The 18950-nt window shown below is 67.2% G+C and carries 19 protein-coding genes; 4 read left to right on the forward strand and 15 right to left on the reverse strand.

The genetic code is table 11. The annotated features are described in order from the left end of the window. Positions 1 to 11 precede the first annotated feature (11 nt). A complete protein-coding gene (smeD, locus tag AB9O74_RS10935) occupies positions 12 to 1190 on the reverse strand; it encodes a multidrug efflux RND transporter periplasmic adaptor subunit SmeD (RefSeq protein ID WP_070425967.1) in 1179 nt (392 codons plus the stop codon). A gap of 231 nt (positions 1191 to 1421) precedes the next feature. Between smeD and AB9O74_RS10940 the strand changes: the two genes are divergently transcribed. Continuing rightward, positions 1422 to 2090: a TetR family transcriptional regulator gene (locus AB9O74_RS10940; RefSeq protein ID WP_176988154.1), complete on the forward strand. Its 669-nt coding sequence runs from the start codon at positions 1422 to 1424 to the stop codon at positions 2088 to 2090. Positions 2091 to 2154: 64 nt separating this feature from the next. On the opposite strand, the gene hslU is transcribed toward AB9O74_RS10940, so the two are convergent. From hslU to AB9O74_RS10980, 8 genes are all read right to left on the reverse strand, one after another. Beyond that, positions 2155 to 3528: an ATP-dependent protease ATPase subunit HslU gene (gene hslU / locus AB9O74_RS10945; protein WP_369349322.1), complete on the reverse strand. Its 1374-nt coding sequence runs from the start codon at positions 3526 to 3528 to the stop codon at positions 2155 to 2157. Positions 3529 to 3586: 58 nt separating this feature from the next. Beyond that, positions 3587 to 4138, reverse strand: a complete 552-nt coding sequence (gene hslV / locus AB9O74_RS10950; protein ID WP_019183676.1) for an ATP-dependent protease subunit HslV — start codon at positions 4136 to 4138, stop codon at positions 3587 to 3589. Positions 4139 to 4229: 91 nt separating this feature from the next. Further along, complete coding sequence (gene xerC / locus AB9O74_RS10955; protein ID WP_176988153.1) at positions 4230 to 5120, reverse strand: tyrosine recombinase XerC; 891 nt, start codon at positions 5118 to 5120, stop codon at positions 4230 to 4232. A 22-nt stretch (positions 5121 to 5142) separates the two neighbouring features. Beyond that, the gene (locus tag AB9O74_RS10960) at positions 5143 to 5820 is read right to left on the reverse strand and encodes a DUF484 family protein (protein WP_176988152.1); all 678 of its coding nucleotides are present in this window, start codon (positions 5818 to 5820) and stop codon (positions 5143 to 5145) included. Further along, positions 5817 to 6671 carry a diaminopimelate epimerase gene (dapF, locus tag AB9O74_RS10965; RefSeq protein WP_369349323.1) on the reverse strand — a complete coding sequence of 285 codons (855 nt, stop codon included), beginning with the start codon at positions 6669 to 6671 and terminating at the stop codon, positions 5817 to 5819. Before dapF ends, AB9O74_RS10960 begins: the two co-directional genes overlap by 4 nt. After that, positions 6664 to 6906 carry a lipoprotein gene (locus AB9O74_RS10970; protein WP_346471322.1) on the reverse strand — a complete coding sequence of 81 codons (243 nt, stop codon included), beginning with the start codon at positions 6904 to 6906 and terminating at the stop codon, positions 6664 to 6666. Before AB9O74_RS10970 ends, dapF begins: the two co-directional genes overlap by 8 nt. 165 nt (positions 6907 to 7071) lie before the next feature. After that, a complete protein-coding gene (locus AB9O74_RS10975; RefSeq protein WP_369349324.1) occupies positions 7072 to 7500 on the reverse strand; it encodes a YbaN family protein in 429 nt (142 codons plus the stop codon). A gap of 102 nt (positions 7501 to 7602) precedes the next feature. After that, positions 7603 to 9720 carry a S9 family peptidase gene (locus AB9O74_RS10980; protein WP_369349325.1) on the reverse strand — a complete coding sequence of 706 codons (2118 nt, stop codon included), beginning with the start codon at positions 9718 to 9720 and terminating at the stop codon, positions 7603 to 7605. 111 nt (positions 9721 to 9831) lie between these two features. Between AB9O74_RS10980 and AB9O74_RS10985 the strand changes: the two genes are divergently transcribed. Next, positions 9832 to 11028 carry a pyridoxal phosphate-dependent aminotransferase gene (locus tag AB9O74_RS10985; RefSeq protein WP_369349326.1) on the forward strand — a complete coding sequence of 399 codons (1197 nt, stop codon included), beginning with the start codon at positions 9832 to 9834 and terminating at the stop codon, positions 11026 to 11028. A gap of 84 nt (positions 11029 to 11112) precedes the next feature. Here AB9O74_RS10985 and AB9O74_RS10990 read toward each other — a convergent pair whose 3' ends face one another. Together AB9O74_RS10990 and AB9O74_RS10995 are read right to left on the reverse strand one after the other, a co-directional pair. After that, positions 11113 to 13209: a prolyl oligopeptidase family protein gene (locus AB9O74_RS10990; protein WP_176988146.1), complete on the reverse strand. Its 2097-nt coding sequence runs from the start codon at positions 13207 to 13209 to the stop codon at positions 11113 to 11115. Positions 13210 to 13243: 34 nt separating this feature from the next. Continuing rightward, positions 13244 to 13570, reverse strand: coding sequence for a hypothetical protein (locus AB9O74_RS10995; RefSeq protein ID WP_369349418.1), 327 nt, complete (start codon positions 13568 to 13570; stop codon positions 13244 to 13246). 203 nt (positions 13571 to 13773) lie between these two features. Between AB9O74_RS10995 and AB9O74_RS11000 the strand changes: the two genes are divergently transcribed. Beyond that, positions 13774 to 14385, forward strand: coding sequence for a lipocalin family protein (locus AB9O74_RS11000; RefSeq protein WP_176988144.1), 612 nt, complete (start codon positions 13774 to 13776; stop codon positions 14383 to 14385). 59 nt (positions 14386 to 14444) lie between these two features. Here AB9O74_RS11000 and AB9O74_RS11005 read toward each other — a convergent pair whose 3' ends face one another. The 3 genes from AB9O74_RS11005 to AB9O74_RS11015 form a co-directional block, all read right to left on the reverse strand. Further along, entirely contained in the window at positions 14445 to 15134 is a 690-nt protein-coding gene (locus AB9O74_RS11005) for a methionine ABC transporter permease (protein ID WP_369349327.1), read from the reverse strand. Continuing rightward, a complete protein-coding gene (locus AB9O74_RS11010; RefSeq protein WP_176988141.1) occupies positions 15131 to 16138 on the reverse strand; it encodes an ATP-binding cassette domain-containing protein in 1008 nt (335 codons plus the stop codon). The genes AB9O74_RS11005 and AB9O74_RS11010 overlap by 4 nt, the downstream gene beginning before the upstream one ends. A gap of 142 nt (positions 16139 to 16280) precedes the next feature. Then, positions 16281 to 17177 carry a DMT family transporter gene (locus tag AB9O74_RS11015; RefSeq protein WP_176988140.1) on the reverse strand — a complete coding sequence of 299 codons (897 nt, stop codon included), beginning with the start codon at positions 17175 to 17177 and terminating at the stop codon, positions 16281 to 16283. A gap of 78 nt (positions 17178 to 17255) precedes the next feature. On the opposite strand from AB9O74_RS11015, the gene AB9O74_RS11020 reads away from it, so the two are divergent. After that, positions 17256 to 17738 carry a YajQ family cyclic di-GMP-binding protein gene (locus AB9O74_RS11020; protein WP_176988139.1) on the forward strand — a complete coding sequence of 161 codons (483 nt, stop codon included), beginning with the start codon at positions 17256 to 17258 and terminating at the stop codon, positions 17736 to 17738. A gap of 80 nt (positions 17739 to 17818) precedes the next feature. On the opposite strand, the gene AB9O74_RS11025 is transcribed toward AB9O74_RS11020, so the two are convergent. Next, on the reverse strand, positions 17819 to 18919 hold the full coding sequence (locus AB9O74_RS11025) for a helix-turn-helix domain-containing protein (RefSeq protein WP_369349328.1): 1101 nt from the start codon (positions 18917 to 18919) through the stop codon (positions 17819 to 17821). Positions 18920 to 18950 lie beyond the last annotated feature (31 nt).

Consider the following 18950-nt stretch of genomic DNA (forward strand, 5'->3'; position numbering starts at 1 on the left):
GAATTCTCCGGTTACTGCTGGGCGGCGGGAGCCGCCGGCGCGGCGGCCGGCTTGGCCGGGGCCGCGCCCATTTCGGTGGCCTGCACGGGCATGCCCGGCTGGATCTTCTGCAGGCCTTCGACGATGACCTTGTCACCGGCCTTGAGCCCGTCTTCCACCAGCCACTTGTCGCCGAGCGAACGGCTGACCTTGACCTGCCGCACTTCAACCTTGTCGTCCTTGCCGACCACCATGGCGCTGGTATCGCCCTTGGGATCGCGGGCGATGCCCTGCATCGGCACCAGGATCGCGTTCTCGCGCACGCCGCTGCCGACCTGGGCACGCACGTACATGCCCGGCATCAGCACCTGGTCCGGGTTCTCGACCTTGACCCGCAGCGCGTAGCTGCCGGTGGTCGGATCCACGCTGACTTCGGAGAATTCCAGCGTGCCCTTGTGGTCGAACTCGGTGCCGTCGTCGAGCAGGATCGTCACCGGCAGGGTCTGGTTGTCCTGCAGGCGGCCGCTGGCCAGTTCGCGGCGCAGCTGCAGCAGCTCGCTGGCGGACTGGGTCAGGTCGACATAGATCGGGTTCAACTGCTGCACGGTCGCCAGCGCTTCAGCCTGCCCGGCGCTGACCAGCGCGCCCTGGGTGACCGAGGACTTGCCGATGCGGCCGCTGATCGGCGCGGTGATGCGGGCATAGCCCAGCGTCACGTTGGCGGCGTCCAGCGAGGCACGCGCGGCCCCGACATCGGCCTCGGCCTGCTTCAGCGCGGCGATCGCGTTTTCGTTGTCCTGGGTGCTGACCGCCTCGACCTTGGCCAGCTCGCCGATGCGCCTGGCGCTCAGGCGTGCGGCATTGGCGGTCGCTTCGGCGCGGGCCAGCTGGGCACGGGCGCTGTTGGCCTGGGCGCGATAGCTGGCGTCATCGAGCTGATACAGCGGCTGCCCCGCAGTGACCAGGCCGCCTTCGGTGAACAGGCGCTTGGCCACGATGCCGTTGACCTGGGGGCGCACTTCAGCGACCAGGAAGGCATTGGTGCGGCCCGGCAGCTCACGGGTCAGGCCGACCTGCTCGGCCTTCAGGGTGGCCACGGTGACTTGGCCGGGGCCGCCCTGCGGACCCTCCTGCTCACCGCCGCCACAGGCGGACACGGTCAGGGCGATCGCGAGGGACAGCGCGAGAAGACGGTACGGGGTTCTGGACATGGCGGTAGGGGCTCGCAGACGGAAAAGGGCGCGCCTGCAGCCCAACTTCCGATAAAAGCGAAGAATGACGACAAACAGGCAGCAAATGACGACAAATATCCGAAACGAGACCCGCCGGCATCTGCAGGCAGTCCTCGCTGAGGATCAGTGGGGCGCAAATATACATACATGCATGTTTGTTTGTAAAGCGGTACAATTCAGGCCGGTTTCATCCAGCAACTGCACAGCGCAATGGCCAGAAAAACCAAAGAAGAGGCCCAGGCCACCCGCGAGGGCATCCTCGACGCGGCCCAGGTCTGTTTCCATGAATACGGGGTCGCCGGCACCAGCCTGGCGATGATCGGCGCGCGCGCCGGATTTACCCGCGGCGCGGTGTACTGGCACTTCAAGAACAAAGCCGAAGTGCTGACCGCGATGATCGACCGCGAGCGCGTGCCCTTCATCGAGCGGATGCGCCGCACCACCTCGGCCAAGCGCAGCACGCCGATCCTGGACCTGCGTTCGGCGCTGCTGGTGTCCTTCCGGGAGCTGGCCGAGGACGAGCGGCTGCGCAACATGATGGAAATCATGCTGCGCAACGATCTGTCGGTGGAAAGCCAGGCGATGCAGGAACTGCAGCGCGAGGCATCCCGCGAGGAGCTGGCGATCATCGCCGCCGCGCTGGAGCGCGCGCGCGAGCTGGGCCAGCTGCGCGACCACGTGGATGCCGAAACCGTGGCGCGGATCGTCAGCACCAGCCTGACCGGCGTGCTGTACAGCGCCATGCTGGAGCCTGAGCTGTTCGAGATCCAGCGCGACGGCATGCAGACGCTGGATGCGATCTTCAGCGCCTTCGTCAAACCGGGTGTATTCACCCCGGGCGCCCCGCCGACGGCGCTGCCGACCGACGACGAGGTCTGAGCAAAAAAAAAACGGCGACACCGAAGTGCCGCCGTTCTTCCTACCACCCGATCATTGCGTGCCGTTACAGGATGTAGCGGCTCAGGTCCGGATCCTGCACCAGCTCACCCAGATGCGCATCGACATACGCCTGGTCGATGCTGATGGTCTCGCCATCGCGGTCCGGGGCTTCATAGCTCAGCGTATCCAGCAGGCGCTCCAGCACGGTGTGCAGGCGACGCGCGCCGATGTTTTCCTGGCGCTCGTTGACCTGGAAGGCAATCTCGGCCAGACGGTCCACCGCGTCGATGGTGAACTTCATCGAGACACCTTCGGTCTGCAGCAGCGCTTCGTACTGCTTGGTCAGCGCGGCCTTCGGCTCGGTCAGGATGCGCACGAAGTCCTGCTTGCTCAGCGCCCCCAGCTCCACGCGGATCGGGAAACGACCCTGCAGTTCCGGGATCAGATCGCTGGGCTTGGCCAGGTGGAACGCACCGGACGCGATGAACAGGATGTGGTCGGTCTTGATCGTGCCGTACTTGGTGGACACGTTGGAGCCCTCCACCAGCGGCAGCAGATCGCGCTGCACACCTTCGCGCGAGACATCGCCACCGCCGACGTTGTCGCCGCGCTTGGCGACCTTGTCGATCTCATCGATGAACACGATGCCGTGCTGCTCGCAGGCCTCGATCGCCGCACTGCGGATATCGTCTTCGTTGACCAGCTTGCCGGCCTCTTCCTCGATCAGCAGCGGACGCGCGGCCTTGATCGACAGCGTGCGCTTCTGCGCCTTCGCGCCGCCCATGCTGGAGAACATCTGGCGCAGCTGCTGGCCCATTTCTTCCATGCCCGGCGGGGTCATGATGTCCATGCTGACGTTGGCCGACACTTCCAGTTCGATCTCGCGCTCGTCCAGCTCACCGTTGCGCAGCATGCGGCGGAACTTGATGCGGGTCTCGTTGTCCTGCGCGGACGGTTCATTGCGCGCGGCTTCGGCATCGAAGCCGATACCGGTGCTGCGGCGCGGCAGCAGCGCATCGAGGATGCGGTCTTCGGCGCGCTCTTCGGCCTGGGTGCGCACGCGCACCTTGGCCTGCTCGCGATACAGCTTGACCGCGGTATCGGCGAGGTCGCGGATGATCTGCTCCACGTCCTTGCCGACGTAACCGACCTCGGTGAAACGGGTGGCCTCGACCTTGACGAACGGCGCATTGGCCAACGTGGCCAGGCGACGCGCGATCTCGGTCTTGCCGACGCCGGTCGGGCCGATCATGAGAATGTTCTTGGGCATGACTTCGTTGCGCAGCTCGGCCGGCAGCTGCATGCGGCGCCAGCGGTTGCGCAGCGCGATGGCGACCGCGCGCTTGGCGTCGTGCTGGCCAACGATGTGCCGGTCCAGTTCCTGCACGATCTCGCGCGGGGTCATGGTGGCGGAAGAAACTTCAATCTTGTGCGGCATGGGTGTGCTCACGAATGAATTAGGTTTTTCGAGGTTGCCGGCCAGCGGCCGGCACTACTTAGAGCTCCTCGACCACCACGTTGCGATTGGTGTAGATGCAGATGTCGCCGGCGATGTTGATCGACTCGGTGGCGATCGTGCGGGCGTCCAGCTCGGTGTGCGCCATCAGCGCGCGGGCGGCCGACAGGGCATAGGAGCCGCCGGAACCGATCGCGATGATGCCGTCTTCCGGTTCGATCACATCACCGGTGCCACTGATGATCAGCGAGGTGTCCTTGTCGGCGACGGCGAGCAGTGCTTCGAGCTTGCCCAGGCGGCGCTCGGTGCGCCAGTCCTTGGCCAGCTCCACCGCGGCGCGCTGCAGCTGGCCGTGCTTTTCCAGCTTGGCCTCGAACAGCTCGAACAGGGTGAAGGCATCGGCGGCGGCACCGGCGAAACCGGCCAGCACCTGGCCCTCGCGACCCAGACGGCGCACCTTGCGGGCGTTGCCCTTCATCACCGTGTGGCCGAGCGTGACCTGGCCATCGCCGGCGACGGCGACATGTCCATTGCGCCGCACCGAGATGATGGTGGTGGCATGAAATACGTTGGGGTTCTGACTGGGGTCCATGGAGCCTCCGGGGTGACAAAGACTGAGGTGGGGTCTCTGCCCGACGCTTCAACCCGCCCCGCCCTGCGCCCGGATGCCGCAGCGGATCGATTCAGCTTTCGTTGCCGCTCTTGCGGCGCTTGGCACGCGGGTGCGCGGCGTCGTAGACCTTGGCCAGGTGCTGGAAGTCCAGATGGGTATAGATCTGCGTGGTGGCGATATCGGCATGGCCGAGCAGCTCCTGCACGCCGCGCAGGTCACCGGAGGATTCCAGGATGTGGCTGGCGAAACTGTGCCGCAGCATGTGCGGGTGCACGTGCTTGAACAGGCCCTGGCGCTGGGCCAGTTGGCGGATGCGGATCTGCACGGCGCGCTGGGTGATGGGGCCTCCCTTGCGCCCGGGGAATACCGGTGCGGTCGCCGCGCCGCCGCTTTCGGCCCGCCAGCCCTGCAGCGCGGTGCGCGCGTGCGAGCCGAACGGCACGCGGCGTTCGCGGTTGCCTTTGCCCAGCACGTTGACCAGGCCGGTATCGAAATCCAGGTCGCGCCAGATCAGCGCGCACAGCTCGCTCAGGCGCAGTCCCGAGGAATAGAAAAGTTCCAGCAGCGCGCGGTCGCGCAGGCCGAGCGGTGCGTCGGTCGGCAGTTCGACCAGCTGCACGGCTTCATCGGCATCGAGCACCTGCGGCAGTTTGCGTGGTGCCTTGGGCGCTTTCAGGCCCGTGGCCGGATTGGCGGCGATGCGGTGGTGCTTGAGCAGCCACGCATAGAAACTGCGGCACGCCGAAAGCCGACGCTGCAGCGAGGTGGGCGACAACCCACGGCGGTGTTCGGCGGCGATGAACTGGCGCAGCTGCGCGCTGTCCAGCGTGTCGATGACGGCCCCCTGCCCGTCCGACCACGCCGCGAGGGCGTCCAGGTCACGGCGATAGGCATCCAGCGTGTGCGCCGACATGCGGCGCTCCACCTGCAGATGCGACAGGAAGTCCTGCGCGGTGCTCACGACGACTCCGCTCGACGGGCGATCAGGGCGACGGGAAACGCTGCAGGGCAACGACCAGCGACTCGCCCATCATGCGCAGGAACAGCGTGCCCATGCCGGGGTAGAACCGATTGCCGTCATGGCTGCCGACCGCGATCAGGCCGACACCCGGCAGCGGCAGCAATGCACTGGACTGCACCTCTTCGGCGCGCCCGGCATACAGCACGGTGTTCTTTTCCGGCTGCAGGCGGCCGCAGATCGGTTCGCCGTCTTTCAGGCAATCGCGGAACACGCCCAGCAACGGGCTGCTCTCCTCGATCACCTGCAGCCACGGTGCCTGTTCCAGCCCAGCGATCGGATGCAGCACGATCAGCCGGACCAGATCACCGGCGAAATCCTCTTCCAGCGAGGCGGCCATCGCCCGCAGGGTGTCCGCCGCCGAGTCCTGTTTCATCAATGCCAGGGTCAGCTGGTGCGTGCGCACGGCCAAGCGCTCGTTGATCTGCGCGTTGGTGGCCAGATCGGCCAGCCGCCGCGACAGCTCACGGTTCTTGTCGCGCAGCACTTCCAGCTGGTAGCTGGCCAGCGACGCGGTGGGGCCGTCATCGCGCGGCACCACCAGGGTCAGGGCCAGGTCCGGGAACTGTTTCAGGAAGGTCGGATGCCGACGCAGCCAGGCGGCTACTTCATGCGATCCGATTTTCTCGGCGGTCTCGCTCATGCGTTCCACTCCCCATCAAAGACGAAGGCTGCGGGTCCGGACATCACGATCTGTGCATCATCGGCCGGCCAGCGGACGCGCAGGTCGCCGCCGGGCAGCGACATCGTCGCATCGCGCTGCAGGCGACCGCGCTGCATCATCACCACGGCCGCGGCGCAGGCGCCACTGCCGCAGGCCAGGGTTTCGCCGGCACCGCGCTCGTACACGCGCAGGCGCGCGTGCTGCGGGCCGAGTACCTGCACGAAGCCGACGTTGACCGATTTCGGGAACGAGGCGTGCTGCTGCAGCAACGGGCCCAGGCGCTCGACCGGGGCGGCATCGACCAGGCCCACTTCGATCACGGCGTGCGGGTTGCCCATCGACACCGCGCCGAAGCGCACCGTGTCGCCCTGCAACGGCAACAGGTATTCCTCGCGGGCGCGGGCGAAGCCGATCAGCGGCACGTTCTCCGGCTCGAAACGCGGCACGCCCATGGCCACCGCGTACTGGTCTTCACCCAGGCGTTCGACCGCATGCGTGGTGACCGGGCTGTCGATCGCGAAGGTGCTGCCGGTCGCTGCGCCATCACGCACCAGCCAGGCCGCCACGCAGCGCGCGCCGTTGCCACACTGCTCGGAACTGCTGCCATCGGCATTCCAGATCCGATACGAGGCGACCGAGCCTTCCGCCTTGGGCGGCTCGATGGTCAGGATCTGGTCGCAGCCCACGCCGGTGTGGCGATCAGCCAGGCGCGCGGCCAGCGCAGCATCCGGCGGCGCACTGCCATCGCGCAGGTCCAACACCACGAAATCATTGCCGGCCCCATGCATCTTGGTGAAGCGCAGCGCCGCGGAGGTGTTCGACTTACTCATTCCCGTCATTGGCCTTCAGCGCGGGGGCATCAACGGGATCGGGAACCACCGGGGAATCGGTATCGGCATCGGCGGCCGGCGGCGTGGCGTCGGCAGCCGGTTCAACCAGCTGTTCTTCGACCGGGACCGGCTTCTGCGGCAGGACCAGCGGGCCCTTGTTGCCACAGGCCGACAGCACCAGCAGCGCCGAGGCGGCCAGCGTCAGGGAGATGAGGGTACGGGGGGATGTCTTCATCCTCCGAGTATAGCCGCGGTGTTTGAGCGCTTGGGTGCTGGCTGGATGAACGGGCAGCGCGGAAAGCACACCCGTGGAGGCACCCCGGTAGTGCCGGCCGCTGGCCGGCTCCCCGCACATCCTGACGGGCTCATGGGTGCCGGCCAGCGGCCGGCACTACCGGGGTCAGTGCGTGTCTCCTGGGGGCAGCGGCCGGGTCCACAGCCACAGCGCCACGCAGGCCATGCTGCCGATGGAGATCCATTTCACCCAGGCGACCGGCACGCACCACAGCATGATGCCCGCGCACACGGCCATGGTCAGGCTCGCCATCCATTTGCCGCGGCGGCTGACCGCGCCATGCGCCTGCCAGTTGCGGATCGCCGGACCGAACTGGGGGTGCGCCAGCAGACGGTTGTGCAGGCGCTCGGAACCGCGCGAGGCAGCCCAGGCCGAGATCAGGATGAACACCGTGGTGGGCAGGCCCGGCACGAAGATGCCGACGATGCCGGTGCCCAGGCTGACATAGGCCAGCAGCCACCACGCCCAGCGGAAACGCACCCGCCCCCGCTCAGCCGGCGCTTCGGAAACCACGGGGTGTTCGGGCCGGGACATGCCCCCAGCATAGCGACCCGGCCGGGCGGCCGCGATGGGCACCCGCCTGCGGCAGCCGACGACACGGGGTCGTCGGCGTACAGCGTGCAGCAGCAGCCGGCGTTACGGGGTCTGGGTGACGCCGAGCTGGTCGAGCACGAACGCATACGATTCGGCCAGCTCGTGGTAACGCTGGAAGCGACCGGACTTGCCGCCGTGGCCGGCTTCCATGTTGGTGCGGAACACGATCGGGAAGTGCCCGGTGTTGTCATCGCGCAGCTTGGCCACCCACTTGGCCGGTTCCCAGTACTGGACCTGCGAATCCCACAGGCCGGTGCCGACGAACAGGGCCGGATACGCCTGCTTGCTGACGTTGTCGTACGGCGAGTACTTGAGCATGTAGTCGTAGTACTCGCGCTGCTCCGGATTGCCCCACTCGTCGTACTCGTTGGTGGTCAACGGGATGCTGGCGTCGAGCATGGTGGTGACCACATCGACGAACGGCACCTGGGCGACCATCACGCGATAGTCCTGCGGGGCCTGGTTGGCTACCGCGCCCATCAGCAGTCCACCGGCGCTGCCACCGGAGGCGGCGACACGATCCTTGGCGGCATAGCCCTGGCGGACCAGCTCACGGGTGACATCGACGAAGTCGTTGAACGTGTTCTGCTTCTTGAGCAGCTTGCCGTCCTCATACCACGCACGGCCCATTTCCTGGCCGCCGCGGATGTGGGCGATGGCATACACCACGCCGCGATCCAGCAGGCTGACCACGGTCTGGTTGAAGCCCGGGTCCATCGACATGCCGTAACTGCCGTAGGCGTACTGGTACAGCGCGCCGGTGCCGTCCTTCTTGAAACCGTTGCGGTAGACCAGCGACACCGGCACCTTCACGCCGTCGCGGGCGGTGACCCACACGCGTTCGGTCGTGTACTTCGACGGGTCGTAACCGATCACCGGCTGCTGCTTGAGCTGGCGGCGTTCACCGGTAACGGTGTTGAGCTCGTAGGTCGTGGTCGGCGTGGTCAGCGAGGTGTAGGCGTAACGCAACCACGGGGTGTCGTGCTCGCTGTTGGCGGCCAGCCCCATCGAGTAGGCCGGCTCGTCTGCCTTGACGTAGTCCTGGCGACCGTCCGGGAACAGCAGGCGTACGCGCTCCAGGCCGTTGGAGCGCTCGGCGATCGCGGTGAAGCCGTCGAACAGTTCGAAGCCCTCGATCAGCACGGCGTCATCGTGCGCGACCCAGTCCTTCCATTGGCTGCGCGCGGTGGCATCGCTGGGCGCGGTGACGAGCTTGAAGTTCTTCGCGTCCGCATCGTTGGTGCGGATCACCCAGCGGCCATTGAAGTGGTCGGCATCGTATTCGACGTCGCGCGCACGCGGGGCCAGCACCGTGAACGCCTGCGGATCGGCGGCCGGGGCGTAGCGCGTTTCCGAGCTGACCGTGCTGTGCAGCTCGATGGTCAGGAAGCGGTCATCGCGGGTGCGGCTGACGCCCATGTAGAAGCTGTCGTCCTTTTCTTCGTAAACGAGCGCGTCGCTGCTGGCCGGGGTGCCCAGTACGTGCTTCTTGACGCGCACGGTGAGCAGCGTTTCCGGATCATTCTCGACATAGAACAGGGTGCGGTTGTCGTCGGCCCAGACCACGTTGGGCGAGACGTTCTCGATGCGGTCCGGCAGCACTTCGCCGGTGCGCAGGTCCTTGAAGCGGATCACGTACTGGCGGCGGCCGACATCGTCCTCGGCCCAGGCCAGCACGTGGTTGTCCTGGCTGACATCGGCATCGCCCACGTTGAAGTAGCCCTTGCCTTCGGCCATCGTGTTGATGTCGAGCAGGATTTCCTCCGGCGCCTCCATGCTGCCCTTGCGGCGCGCCTGGATCGGGTAGTCCTTGCCGGTTTCGAAGCGGGTGTAATACCAGTAGCCGCGGTCACGCGAGGGCACGCTGGCGTCGTCCTGCTTGATGCGGGCGACGATCTCCTTGTACAGGGTGTCTTCCAGCGGCTTCAGCGGGGCCACGACCTGATCGGTGTAGGCGTTCTCCGCGTTCAGGTAGGCCAGCATCTTCGTGTTTTCGCGCTTGTCGTCGCGCAGCCAGTAGTAGTCATCGCTGCGGGTCGCGCCAAAGGGAGCCTTCACCGTGTGCGGGTGCTTCTCGGCGTCAGGCGGGGTCAGCGCGGGGGCGGCGTGCACGTTGGAGGTCATGAGGCTGGCAACCAGTAAACAAAGGGCGGGTTTCACGAGATAGGGCTCCTGGCGGGGGAATGCAATGGCGTCCGTGTTCCCGCAGTCTGTGCCGGCGGGTGGGCCAGCAGCAAGCCTGTCGTTGGTCACTGCGCCTATCATCAGGCCATGGACACTTCCCGCACGCCCCCCACCGGCACCGGCTACAGCCGCCGCAGCCAGGAAATCGAACCCTTCCACGTGATGTCGCTGCTGGCCCGCGCGCAGGCGCTGGAGCAGGCCGGCCACGACGTGATCCATCTGGAGATCGGCGAGCCGGACTTCACCACCGCCGCCCCGATCGTACGCGCCGGCCAGGCAGCGCTGGCGGCCGGCCATACGCGCTACACGGCGGCCCGCGGCCTGCCCGCGCTGCGCGAGGCGATCGCCGGGTTCTACCGGGATCGGTATCAGGTGCAGATCGATCCGGAGCGCATCCTGGTGACCCCCGGCGGCTCAGGTGCCCTGTTGCTGGCCAGCAGCCTGCTGGTGGACCCGGGCAAGCATTGGTTGCTGGCCGATCCGGGCTATCCGTGCAACCGGCACTTCCTGCGGCTGGTGGAAGGCGCCGCGCAGCTGGTGCCGGTCGGCCCGGAGACGGCCTACCAGCTGACGCCGGACCTGGTGGCACGGCAGTGGAACGCCGACACTGTCGGTGCGCTGGTCGCCTCCCCGGCCAACCCGACCGGCACCGTGCTCTCCGCGGCGCAGCTGGCAGCGCTGTCGCAGTCGTTGAAGGCGCGCGGCGGGCACCTGGTGGTGGATGAGATCTACCACGGCCTTACCTACGGCATGGACGCGGCCAGCGTGCTGCAGGTGGATGACGAAGCCTTCGTGCTCAACAGCTTCTCCAAGTACTACGGGATGACCGGCTGGCGCCTGGGTTGGCTGGTCGCGCCACCGCAGGCGGTGCGGGAGCTGGAGAAGCTGGCGCAGAATCTGTACATCAGCGCCTCGAGCATCGCCCAGCATGCGGCGCTGGCCTGTTTCGAGCCGGAATCGATCGCGATCTTCGAGCAGCGTCGTGCGGCATTCCGCGAGCGTCGCGATTACCTGCTGCCGGCGCTGCGCGCGCTCGGCTTCCGCATCGAAGTGGAACCGGAAGGCGCGTTCTATCTGTACGCCGACGTGAGTGCGTTCACCGATGATGCGCAGGCGTTCTGCGCGCATTTCCTGGAGACCGAGCATGTGGCGTTCACGCCGGGCCTGGACTTCGGGCACCACCGTGCGAACGAGCATGTGCGCCTGGCGTACACGCAGGAAGTCCCGCGGCTGGAAGAGGCCGTGCGGCGGATCGCCCATGGGCTGGAAACGTGGGTGCGTTGATCGGCCAAAAAAAACGCCGCGCATTGCTGCGCGGCGCATAAATGGGGTGAGGCCAACTCGACGCCCCACCACCCGGAGGCGTCGTTACTTGCTCAGCTGCTCCCACAGGAAGCTGTAGGCCAGCGCCTGCATGTGCGCGGCCTGCGCGTTGTTCGCCGCGCCGCCATGACCGCCTTCAATGTTCTCGTAGTAGGTCACGTCCTTGCCGGCGTCGATCATCTTCGCGGCCATCTTGCGCGCATGCGCCGGATGCACGCGGTCATCGCGCGTGGAGGTGGTGAACAGCACCGGCGGGTAGGTCTTGCTGGCGTCGAAGAGGTGGTACGGCGAGAAGGTCTTGATGAAGTCCCAGTCGGCCGTGTCCGGATTGCCGTATTCGGCCATCCACGAGGCGCCGGCCAGCAGGTGGCTGTAGCGCTTCATGTCCAGCAGCGGGACCTGCACCACGACCGCACCGAACAGCTCCGGGTACTGGGTCAGCATGTTGCCGGTGAGCAGGCCACCGTTGCTGCCGCCCTGCACGCCCAGGTGCTTGGCCGAGGTGATCTTGCGGCTGACCAGGTCACGGGCGACCGCGGCCATGTCTTCATAGGCCTTGTGACGGTTCTGCTTCAGCGCCGCCTGGTGCCAGCGCGGGCCGTACTCGCCACCCCCACGGATGTTGGCGACCACGTACACGCCGCCCTTTTCCAGCCATGCGCGGCCCATGCCACCGGAGTAGGACGGGGTCAGCGAGATTTCGAAGCCGCCGTAACCGTACAGCAGGGTCGGATTGGAGCCGTCCAGCTTCATGTCCTTGCCGTGCACCACGAAGTACGGCACGCGGGTGCCATCCTTGCTGGTGGCGAAGTGCTGCTCGATCACCTTGCCGTCGGCGTTGAAGAACGTCGGCATGGTCTTGAGCACTTCAGGCTGCTTGCCGATCTCGGCAATGGCCAGGGTGGTCGGGGTCAGGTAGTCGGTGACGGTCATCCACACCGCATCGCTGTCATCGGCATCGACTGCACTGACGGCCACGGTGCCGAACGACGGCGCGCCGGTGAAGGCACTCGTCTTCCAGCCGCTGTCGCCCGGGGTCAGCACGCTCAGGCGGCTCTTGACGTCGTCCAGCACGTTCAGGACCAGGTGGTTCCGGGTCCAGCTGGTGCCCGCGAGCGAGGTGGTGTCGGTCGGGGCGAACAGCACGTCGAAGTCACGCTTGCCGGCGAGATAGTCGTCCAGCTTGGTGGCCAGCAGCGAGCCGGCGGCGTAGGTCTTGCCGCCCACGGTCCACGGTTCGCGCAGTTCCAGGGTCAGCCACTGCTTGCGCAGGCCCTTCTCCGCCGAGTTCGGCGCATCGATCCTGGTCAGCGTGCCGTCGTCGGCGCGCAGGTAGAGCTCGTTGTTGTAGAAGGCCAGCGTGCGGCTGACCAGGTTGCGCTCGTAGCCGGGGGTATCGTCGTGCATGGCCGCGATGTACATGTCATCGGGCTTGCCTTCGTAGACCACCGAGGCCGAGGCCATCGGGGTGCCGCGCTTCCACAGCTTGGCCACGCGCGGATAACCGGAGGTGGTCATCGTGCCGGTGCCGAAATCGGTGTAGACGAATACGGTGTCGCGGTCGATCCAGTTCAGGCCACCCTTGGATTCCGGGCGGAAGAAACCGTCCTTGATCCAGGTCTTGTTGGCCAGGTCGAACTCGCGGGTGACGTCGGCATCGGCGCCGCCGCGCGACAGCGCGATCAGGCAGCGCGAATAGTCCGGACGCAGGCAGTCGGCGCCGTGCCAGACCCAGTTCTCGCCTTCGGCCTTGTTCAGCGCATCCAGATCCAGCACGGTTTCCCACTGCGGCGAGGCCTTGCGGTACTCGGCCAGCGTGGTGCGGCGCCACAGGCCGCGCTCGTGCTGCTTGTCCTTCCAGAAGTTGTAGTAGTAGTCGCCGATCTTCTGCACGCCGGGAATCTTGGCGTCGGAGTCGAGCACCTCGCGGATGCTGGTCTCCATCTGCTTGAACGCCGGGGTCGTGGCCAGGCGGCCTTCGGACTTGGCGTTCTGTTCCTTGACCCACGCCAGCGGCTTGTCGCCGGTGACGTCTTCAAGCCAGGCGTACTTGTCCGCCGGGGCGTCAGCAGCCATGGCGGTTCCCGCCGCACCGGCGGAGATCAGACCTGCCATCAGGCAGGCGGAAGCGAATCGTGACATTGCAGCTCCAGGCAGTCATAGCCTTGGGACGCTATCACACCGGCTGGCCGCGGCTCACGTGTCGAAGGTCAGGCCGGGCCGGACGCGCCAGCGGGCGGCTGCGACGTCGCGCCTGCGGCCCCCGGCGACGGCGGGCGCTCCGGGCGAGCAGGCCGGCCAGCGGCAGGCGGAAGCGATGCAGGCTCCACCAGGCCATCAACGGCATGCCGGCCAGCCACAGGGGCAGCCAGCCGATCCACTCGCTGTGGCCCCGCGCGGCCGGCCACACCAGGACCAGGGCCAGCCCGGCCAGCGCCCCCTGCCTGACGCAACGCAGGACACGGGGATCGGGACGGTCGTACGAACGCGGGGAAGACGACAGGGTCATGACACAGCTCCGTGCGAAAGTGATGCGTCACCTTGCCGCGCTGCCATCTCAAGGGCTGCGACCTTGTCCGGGGCGTGGCAGGGAGGACGCCCGCCTTCGTGATTGCATGAATCGGTCACCCAACCGCTGCGCCGCCATTGACGTTCTCCGCCGTCCCACCCACCATGCCCCTGCCAGCCACTGGAGCCTTCCGCCGCATGTCTTCGAACCGCCCGCTTCGCGCTGTCCTGTTGGTCTCCTCGCTGGCATTGCTGTCAGCCTGTGCGTTCCGCCATGAGACCAAACCGGAACCCGCGCCGACGCCGGTCGCGGTCGACAGCGCCGGTGCGCCGATCGACCTGCAGCGCTTCATGGGCACCTGGTATGTGATCGGCCGCGTGCCGAACCCGATCGAACGCGGCCACGTCGCCAGCGTCAACGAGTTCCAGTTGCGCGGCGACCAGAAGGTGTCGATCAGATACCGCTACCGCGATGGATTCTCCGAGCCGCAGCAGGAGCTCACCGTCCGCGCCTCGGTGGACGAGAAGAGTGGCAACCACAACTGGCGCACCTGGTTCTACAAGATCGTGCCGACCCACACCCGCGTGCTGGAAGTCGCGCCGGATTATTCGTGGGCGATGCTGGGCTACCCGGGCCGCGAGATGGCCTGGATCTTCGCGCGCCAGCCGGACATGGACAAAGAGCTCTACAAGGAGCTCGCCACCCGCCTGCGTGACGATTACGGGGTCAACACCGACAAGCTCAAGCGCGTGCCGCAACACCCCGAACAGGTGGACCGGCTGGGCTTTGAAGTGCCGAACGTCCGCTAAGGGCGGCGGTCAGGCCGCAACACAGGGCGGCGCACCGCCCCACGGTCGGTACCGGCCGGTCACTTCCGGCTGTAGTGTTCCACCAGGCGGTCGCCGATCATCTGCAGGATCTGCACCAGCACCAGCAGCAGCACCACGGTGACCAGGGCCACGTCGGTGTGCGAACGCTGATAGCCATCGCGGAAGGCCAGATCGCCCAGCCCCCCCGAGCCGATCGCACCGCCCATGGCGGTGAAGCCGATCAGGGCGATCACGGTGACGGTGGCGCCGGCGATCAGGCCCGGCCGCGCTTCGGGCAGCAGCACGCGGGTGACCAGCTGCCAGGTGGTGGCGCCCATCGCCTGGGTCGCTTCGATCACGCCACGGTCCACTTCACGCAGCGCGGTCTCGACCAGGCGGGCGTAGAACGGCGCGGCGCCGATCACCAGCGGCACGATCGCGCCGCGTACGCCCAGCGAAGTGCCCATCATCCACAGCGTCAGCGGGATCAGCACGATCATCAGGATGATGAAGGGCACCGAGCGCAGCAGGTTCACCAGCAATGCGAGCGAGCCGTACAGCACCGGCCTGCGGTGCAACTGCGGCGAGCCGGTCAGGAACAGCAGCACGCCCAGCGGCAGGCCGATGAGCAGCGTCAGCGGCAGCGAACCGCCGAGCATCAGCAGGGTGTCCAGCGTGGCCTGGCCGATATCGGCCCATTTGCCGGCGTCGAGATGGCGGAAGAACCCGCCTGCGGTAGCCAGGATCATCGGCGCAGCTCCTCAAGGTGGACACCGGCGGCGACGAAGCCCGCCTGCGCGGCCTGTACGTCGCCTCCGACCAGCGACACGGTCAGCTGGCCATACGGCGTGTCCTTGATCCGGTCGATACGGCCGGACAGGATGTTGTAGTCCACGCCGGTCTCGCGCGCGATGCGCCCCAGCAGCGGTTCGTAGGTGTCCGCGCCGAGGAAGGTCAGGCGCACGATACGCCCGGCCACGGCCTCGAAATCCTTGTGCAGCTCGCCCTCGTCGACCTGTTCGGACTCGTTGACGAAGCGGCGGGTGGTCGGGTGCTGCGGGTGCAGGAACACCTCGGTGACCGGGCCGGTTTCGACCAGGTGGCCGGCATCGAGCACGGCGACGCGGTCGCAGACACGCCGGATCACATCCATCTCGTGGGTGATCAGCACGATGGTCAGGCCCAGCTCGCGGTTGATCCTGCCGAGCAGCTTGAGCACCGAGGCGGTGGTCTGCGGGTCCAGCGCGCTGGTGGCCTCATCGCACAGCAGGATCTGCGGGCGGGTGGCCAGGGCGCGGGCGATGCCGACGCGCTGCTTCTGGCCACCGGACAGCTGCGCCGGGTACTTGTTGGCGTGCGCTTCCAGGCCGACGGTATGCAGCAGTTCGTCGACGCGCGCATCGATCTCCGCGCGCGGCGTACCGGCCAGCTCCAGCGGAAAAGCGACATTGGCCGCGACGGTGCGCGAGGACAGCAGGTTGAAGTGCTGGAAGATCATGCCGATCTTCCGGCGCAGCACGCGCAGGCCCTCGGCATCCAGCGCCGTGACATCCTCGCCGTTGATCAGCAGGCGGCCGCCGGTCGGTTCCTCCAGCCGGTTGATCAGCCGGATCAGGGTCGATTTGCCCGCGCCGGAATGGCCGATGATGCCGAAGACTTCGCCGGCCTCGATGGTCAGGTCGAGCGGCTGCAGCGCGGCAATCGCGCGGCCGCCGACGGCATAGGATTTGTGCAGGCGCTGGAACTCGATCACTTCGCGGTCAACCGGGGCATCGACGGGAGGGGGCGTGCAGCCTACCAGCGCGGGGCGGCCCTGGCCCGTGCGGTTGCGCGGAATGATATTCCGTTTGGTTCTAAGGGAACGTGATCCGGCCGGCCCGGGTCATCGGCCGGGCTCAGGGATGGTCCAGCGGCCGGGGCGGCTGGACCCGGCGGATCCGCTCGCGGTGCAGCAGGTACAGGCCCGAGGCGACGATGATCGCCGCGCCCAGCCAGGTCACCTGGTCGGGCAGGACGCCCCAGAACAGCAGGTCCCAGCCGATCACCCAGACCAGCCCCGTGTACTCCAGCGGCGCGATCATCGACGCTTCGCCCAGCTGGAAGGCGCGGGTCAGTGCGACCTGGCCCCCTGCCCCGGCCAGGCCCATGCCGGCGATCAGCGCCGCGTGGCCCAGCTGCAGCGGCTGCCAGTCCGGGATCGCGAGCAGGCCGGCGCCGACCGCCATGATCACCAGGAACCACACCACCATCGACTGCGGGGTATCGGTCCGGGTCAGCATGCTGACCGTGATCGCGGCCAGGGCGTAGGCGGTGGCGGCGAGCAGCACCATCAGGCCGGGGAAGGAGATGATGCCGCCGACGCCGGGGCGCAGCACGACCAGTACGCCGATCAGGCCGATCCCGATGGCGATCCAGCGGCGTGGGCCGACGTGCTCGCCGAGCAGGGGCACGGAGAGTGCAGCGATCAGCAGCGGGGCGACGAAGTAGATGGTGTAGGCAGTGGAGAGCGGCAGGCTGCGCAGGGCGTAGACGAAGCAGCCGATCATCACCATGCCCAGCACGCCGCGCAGCAGGTGCAGGACCCAGCGTTTGGGCACCAGCGAGCGCGGGCCCGCGGTGGCCAGGACCCAGACCAGCACGAACGGCAGCGAGGCCGCGCCGCGCAGGAAGGTGACCTGCAGGGTGGGATAGCTGGCCGACAGCTGCTTCATGCCGGCATCCATCAGCGAGAAGCAGGCGACGGCGATCAGCATCCAGGCGACAGCGCGGGTGGGGGATTTCTGCGTGTTCATGGCCCATTATCGCCGGCTTGGCCGGCCCGTCCATGGTGGCTTGGTAGAATGGGGGCATTCACCCGTTGGAGTTTGCCCATGCCCTCTTTTGACGTTGTTTCCGAAGTCGACATCCACGAGTTGACCAACGCGGTCGACCAGGCCAACCGCGAGCTGTCCACGCGCTTCGATTTCAAGGGGGTGGACGCGAAGTTCGTGCTGGAAGACAGCGTGATCAGCCAGTCCGCGCCGAGCGATTTCCAGCTGCAGCAGATGACGGACATCCTGCGCCAGCGGCTGATCGCGCGGAAGATCGATGCAGCCTGCCTGGAGTTCGGCGATATCGAGACCAATCTGGCCGGTGCGCGGCAGAAGATCACGGTCAAGCAGGGAATCGAGCAGAAGGTGGCCAAGAAGATCGCGGCGAAGATCAAGGAGGCCAAGTTGAAGGTGGACAGCCAGATCAATGGCGACAAGCTGCGGGTGACGGGCAAGAAGCGTGATGATCTGCAGGATGCGATGGCGCTGCTGAGGAAGGAGACGTTCGAGGTTCCGCTGCAGTTCGACAATTTCCGCGATTGATTTTAACGGAACGGTTGTAGTGCAAAGCGCTGGTGATTCATTGCTGGTGCGCTGCGTCCGGTAGGGCCAAGCGTTGGTCGCTACGCGCGCAGCAGTTTGTACAGCGTCGTGCGTGAGATGCCGAGCTGACGTGCGGCGGCGCTGATATTGCCTTGATGGGCGGCCACGGCGTCGCGCACGTGCTGTGTGGTGTGCGTGCGCAGCGATGCATTTGCTGCGTTGGCGCCGGCCGCGTCGATCTTCAGGCTCGCATGCGATGCGAGCGGTCCCCGCAGGTACTGCACGTGCACGGCGGTGTCGTCGTCCAGGCGGACGCGATGAGCGGGGCCGGCCTGCAGCAGGCGGCGGCGCTGGTGGGCGCTGGCGCCGGCGAAGAGGCCGTCCAGAGTGAGGACGGGCAAGGGGCCGCGACGCGGCAGTCCGAACAGGCGCCGGGCCACACGGTTGGCGGCGCGCACGTGTCCGTCTTCTTCGATGGCCAACAGGCCCTGCAGCGGTGAGTGCAGCCAGCGCGCGTCGTGCTGGACGGCCAGCAGATGGCAGGGGCGATGATCCTGCATGAGGCGGTTCTCGGCCGACAGGGCCGCTTGCCGGAAGTAGCCGTGCAGCAGCTCTGCGTCGCGTTCGCCGGTACCGGTGATGTCCAGTGCGCCCAGTACCTCGCCGTCCAGGCCGTGCAGCGGCACGCTCAGGCAGAACACGGTGGCGAAGCGGTCGAGATAGTGTTCATTGCCACGCACCAGCGCGGGCGCGTCTTCGGCCAGGCTGCAGGCCGGTGCGGTGGTGCCGATGTCGATCTCGCGCAGGCGGCGACCGATCTGGATCGGGCGCAGCACCGGCACGTCGGCCAGGCCGTGCTCGCGCTGGGCGATGACCAGGCCTTCTGCGTTGACGCAGAACAGGGTCCACTGGCGACCCCCGAAGGCTGCCCACAGATGGTCCATGTCCTCGCGCACGCAGCGTGCGAGGCGGCGGTCGCCAGGGTCATCCAGGCGCGTGGCCGCCGGGGCAAGGGGCGCGTAATACGGCTCCTGCCGCGGCTGCACGCCGGCCTGGCGCGAGCGCTCCCAGGAGCGCAGTACCGGGGGGCTGACCACGCTGTCCATCAGCGCGCCGCCCTCGGCGAAGCGCTGACGGGCGGCGGCCAGTACCTGCTGCTGTTCCAGAACCATCGCGGCCATCGGTCGATCTCCACCTCGGACCGACAGCCTA

The sequence above is a fragment of the Stenotrophomonas sp. JAG2 genome (assembly GCF_041080745.1).
GTDB lineage: Bacteria > Pseudomonadota > Gammaproteobacteria > Xanthomonadales > Xanthomonadaceae > Stenotrophomonas > Stenotrophomonas maltophilia_AA.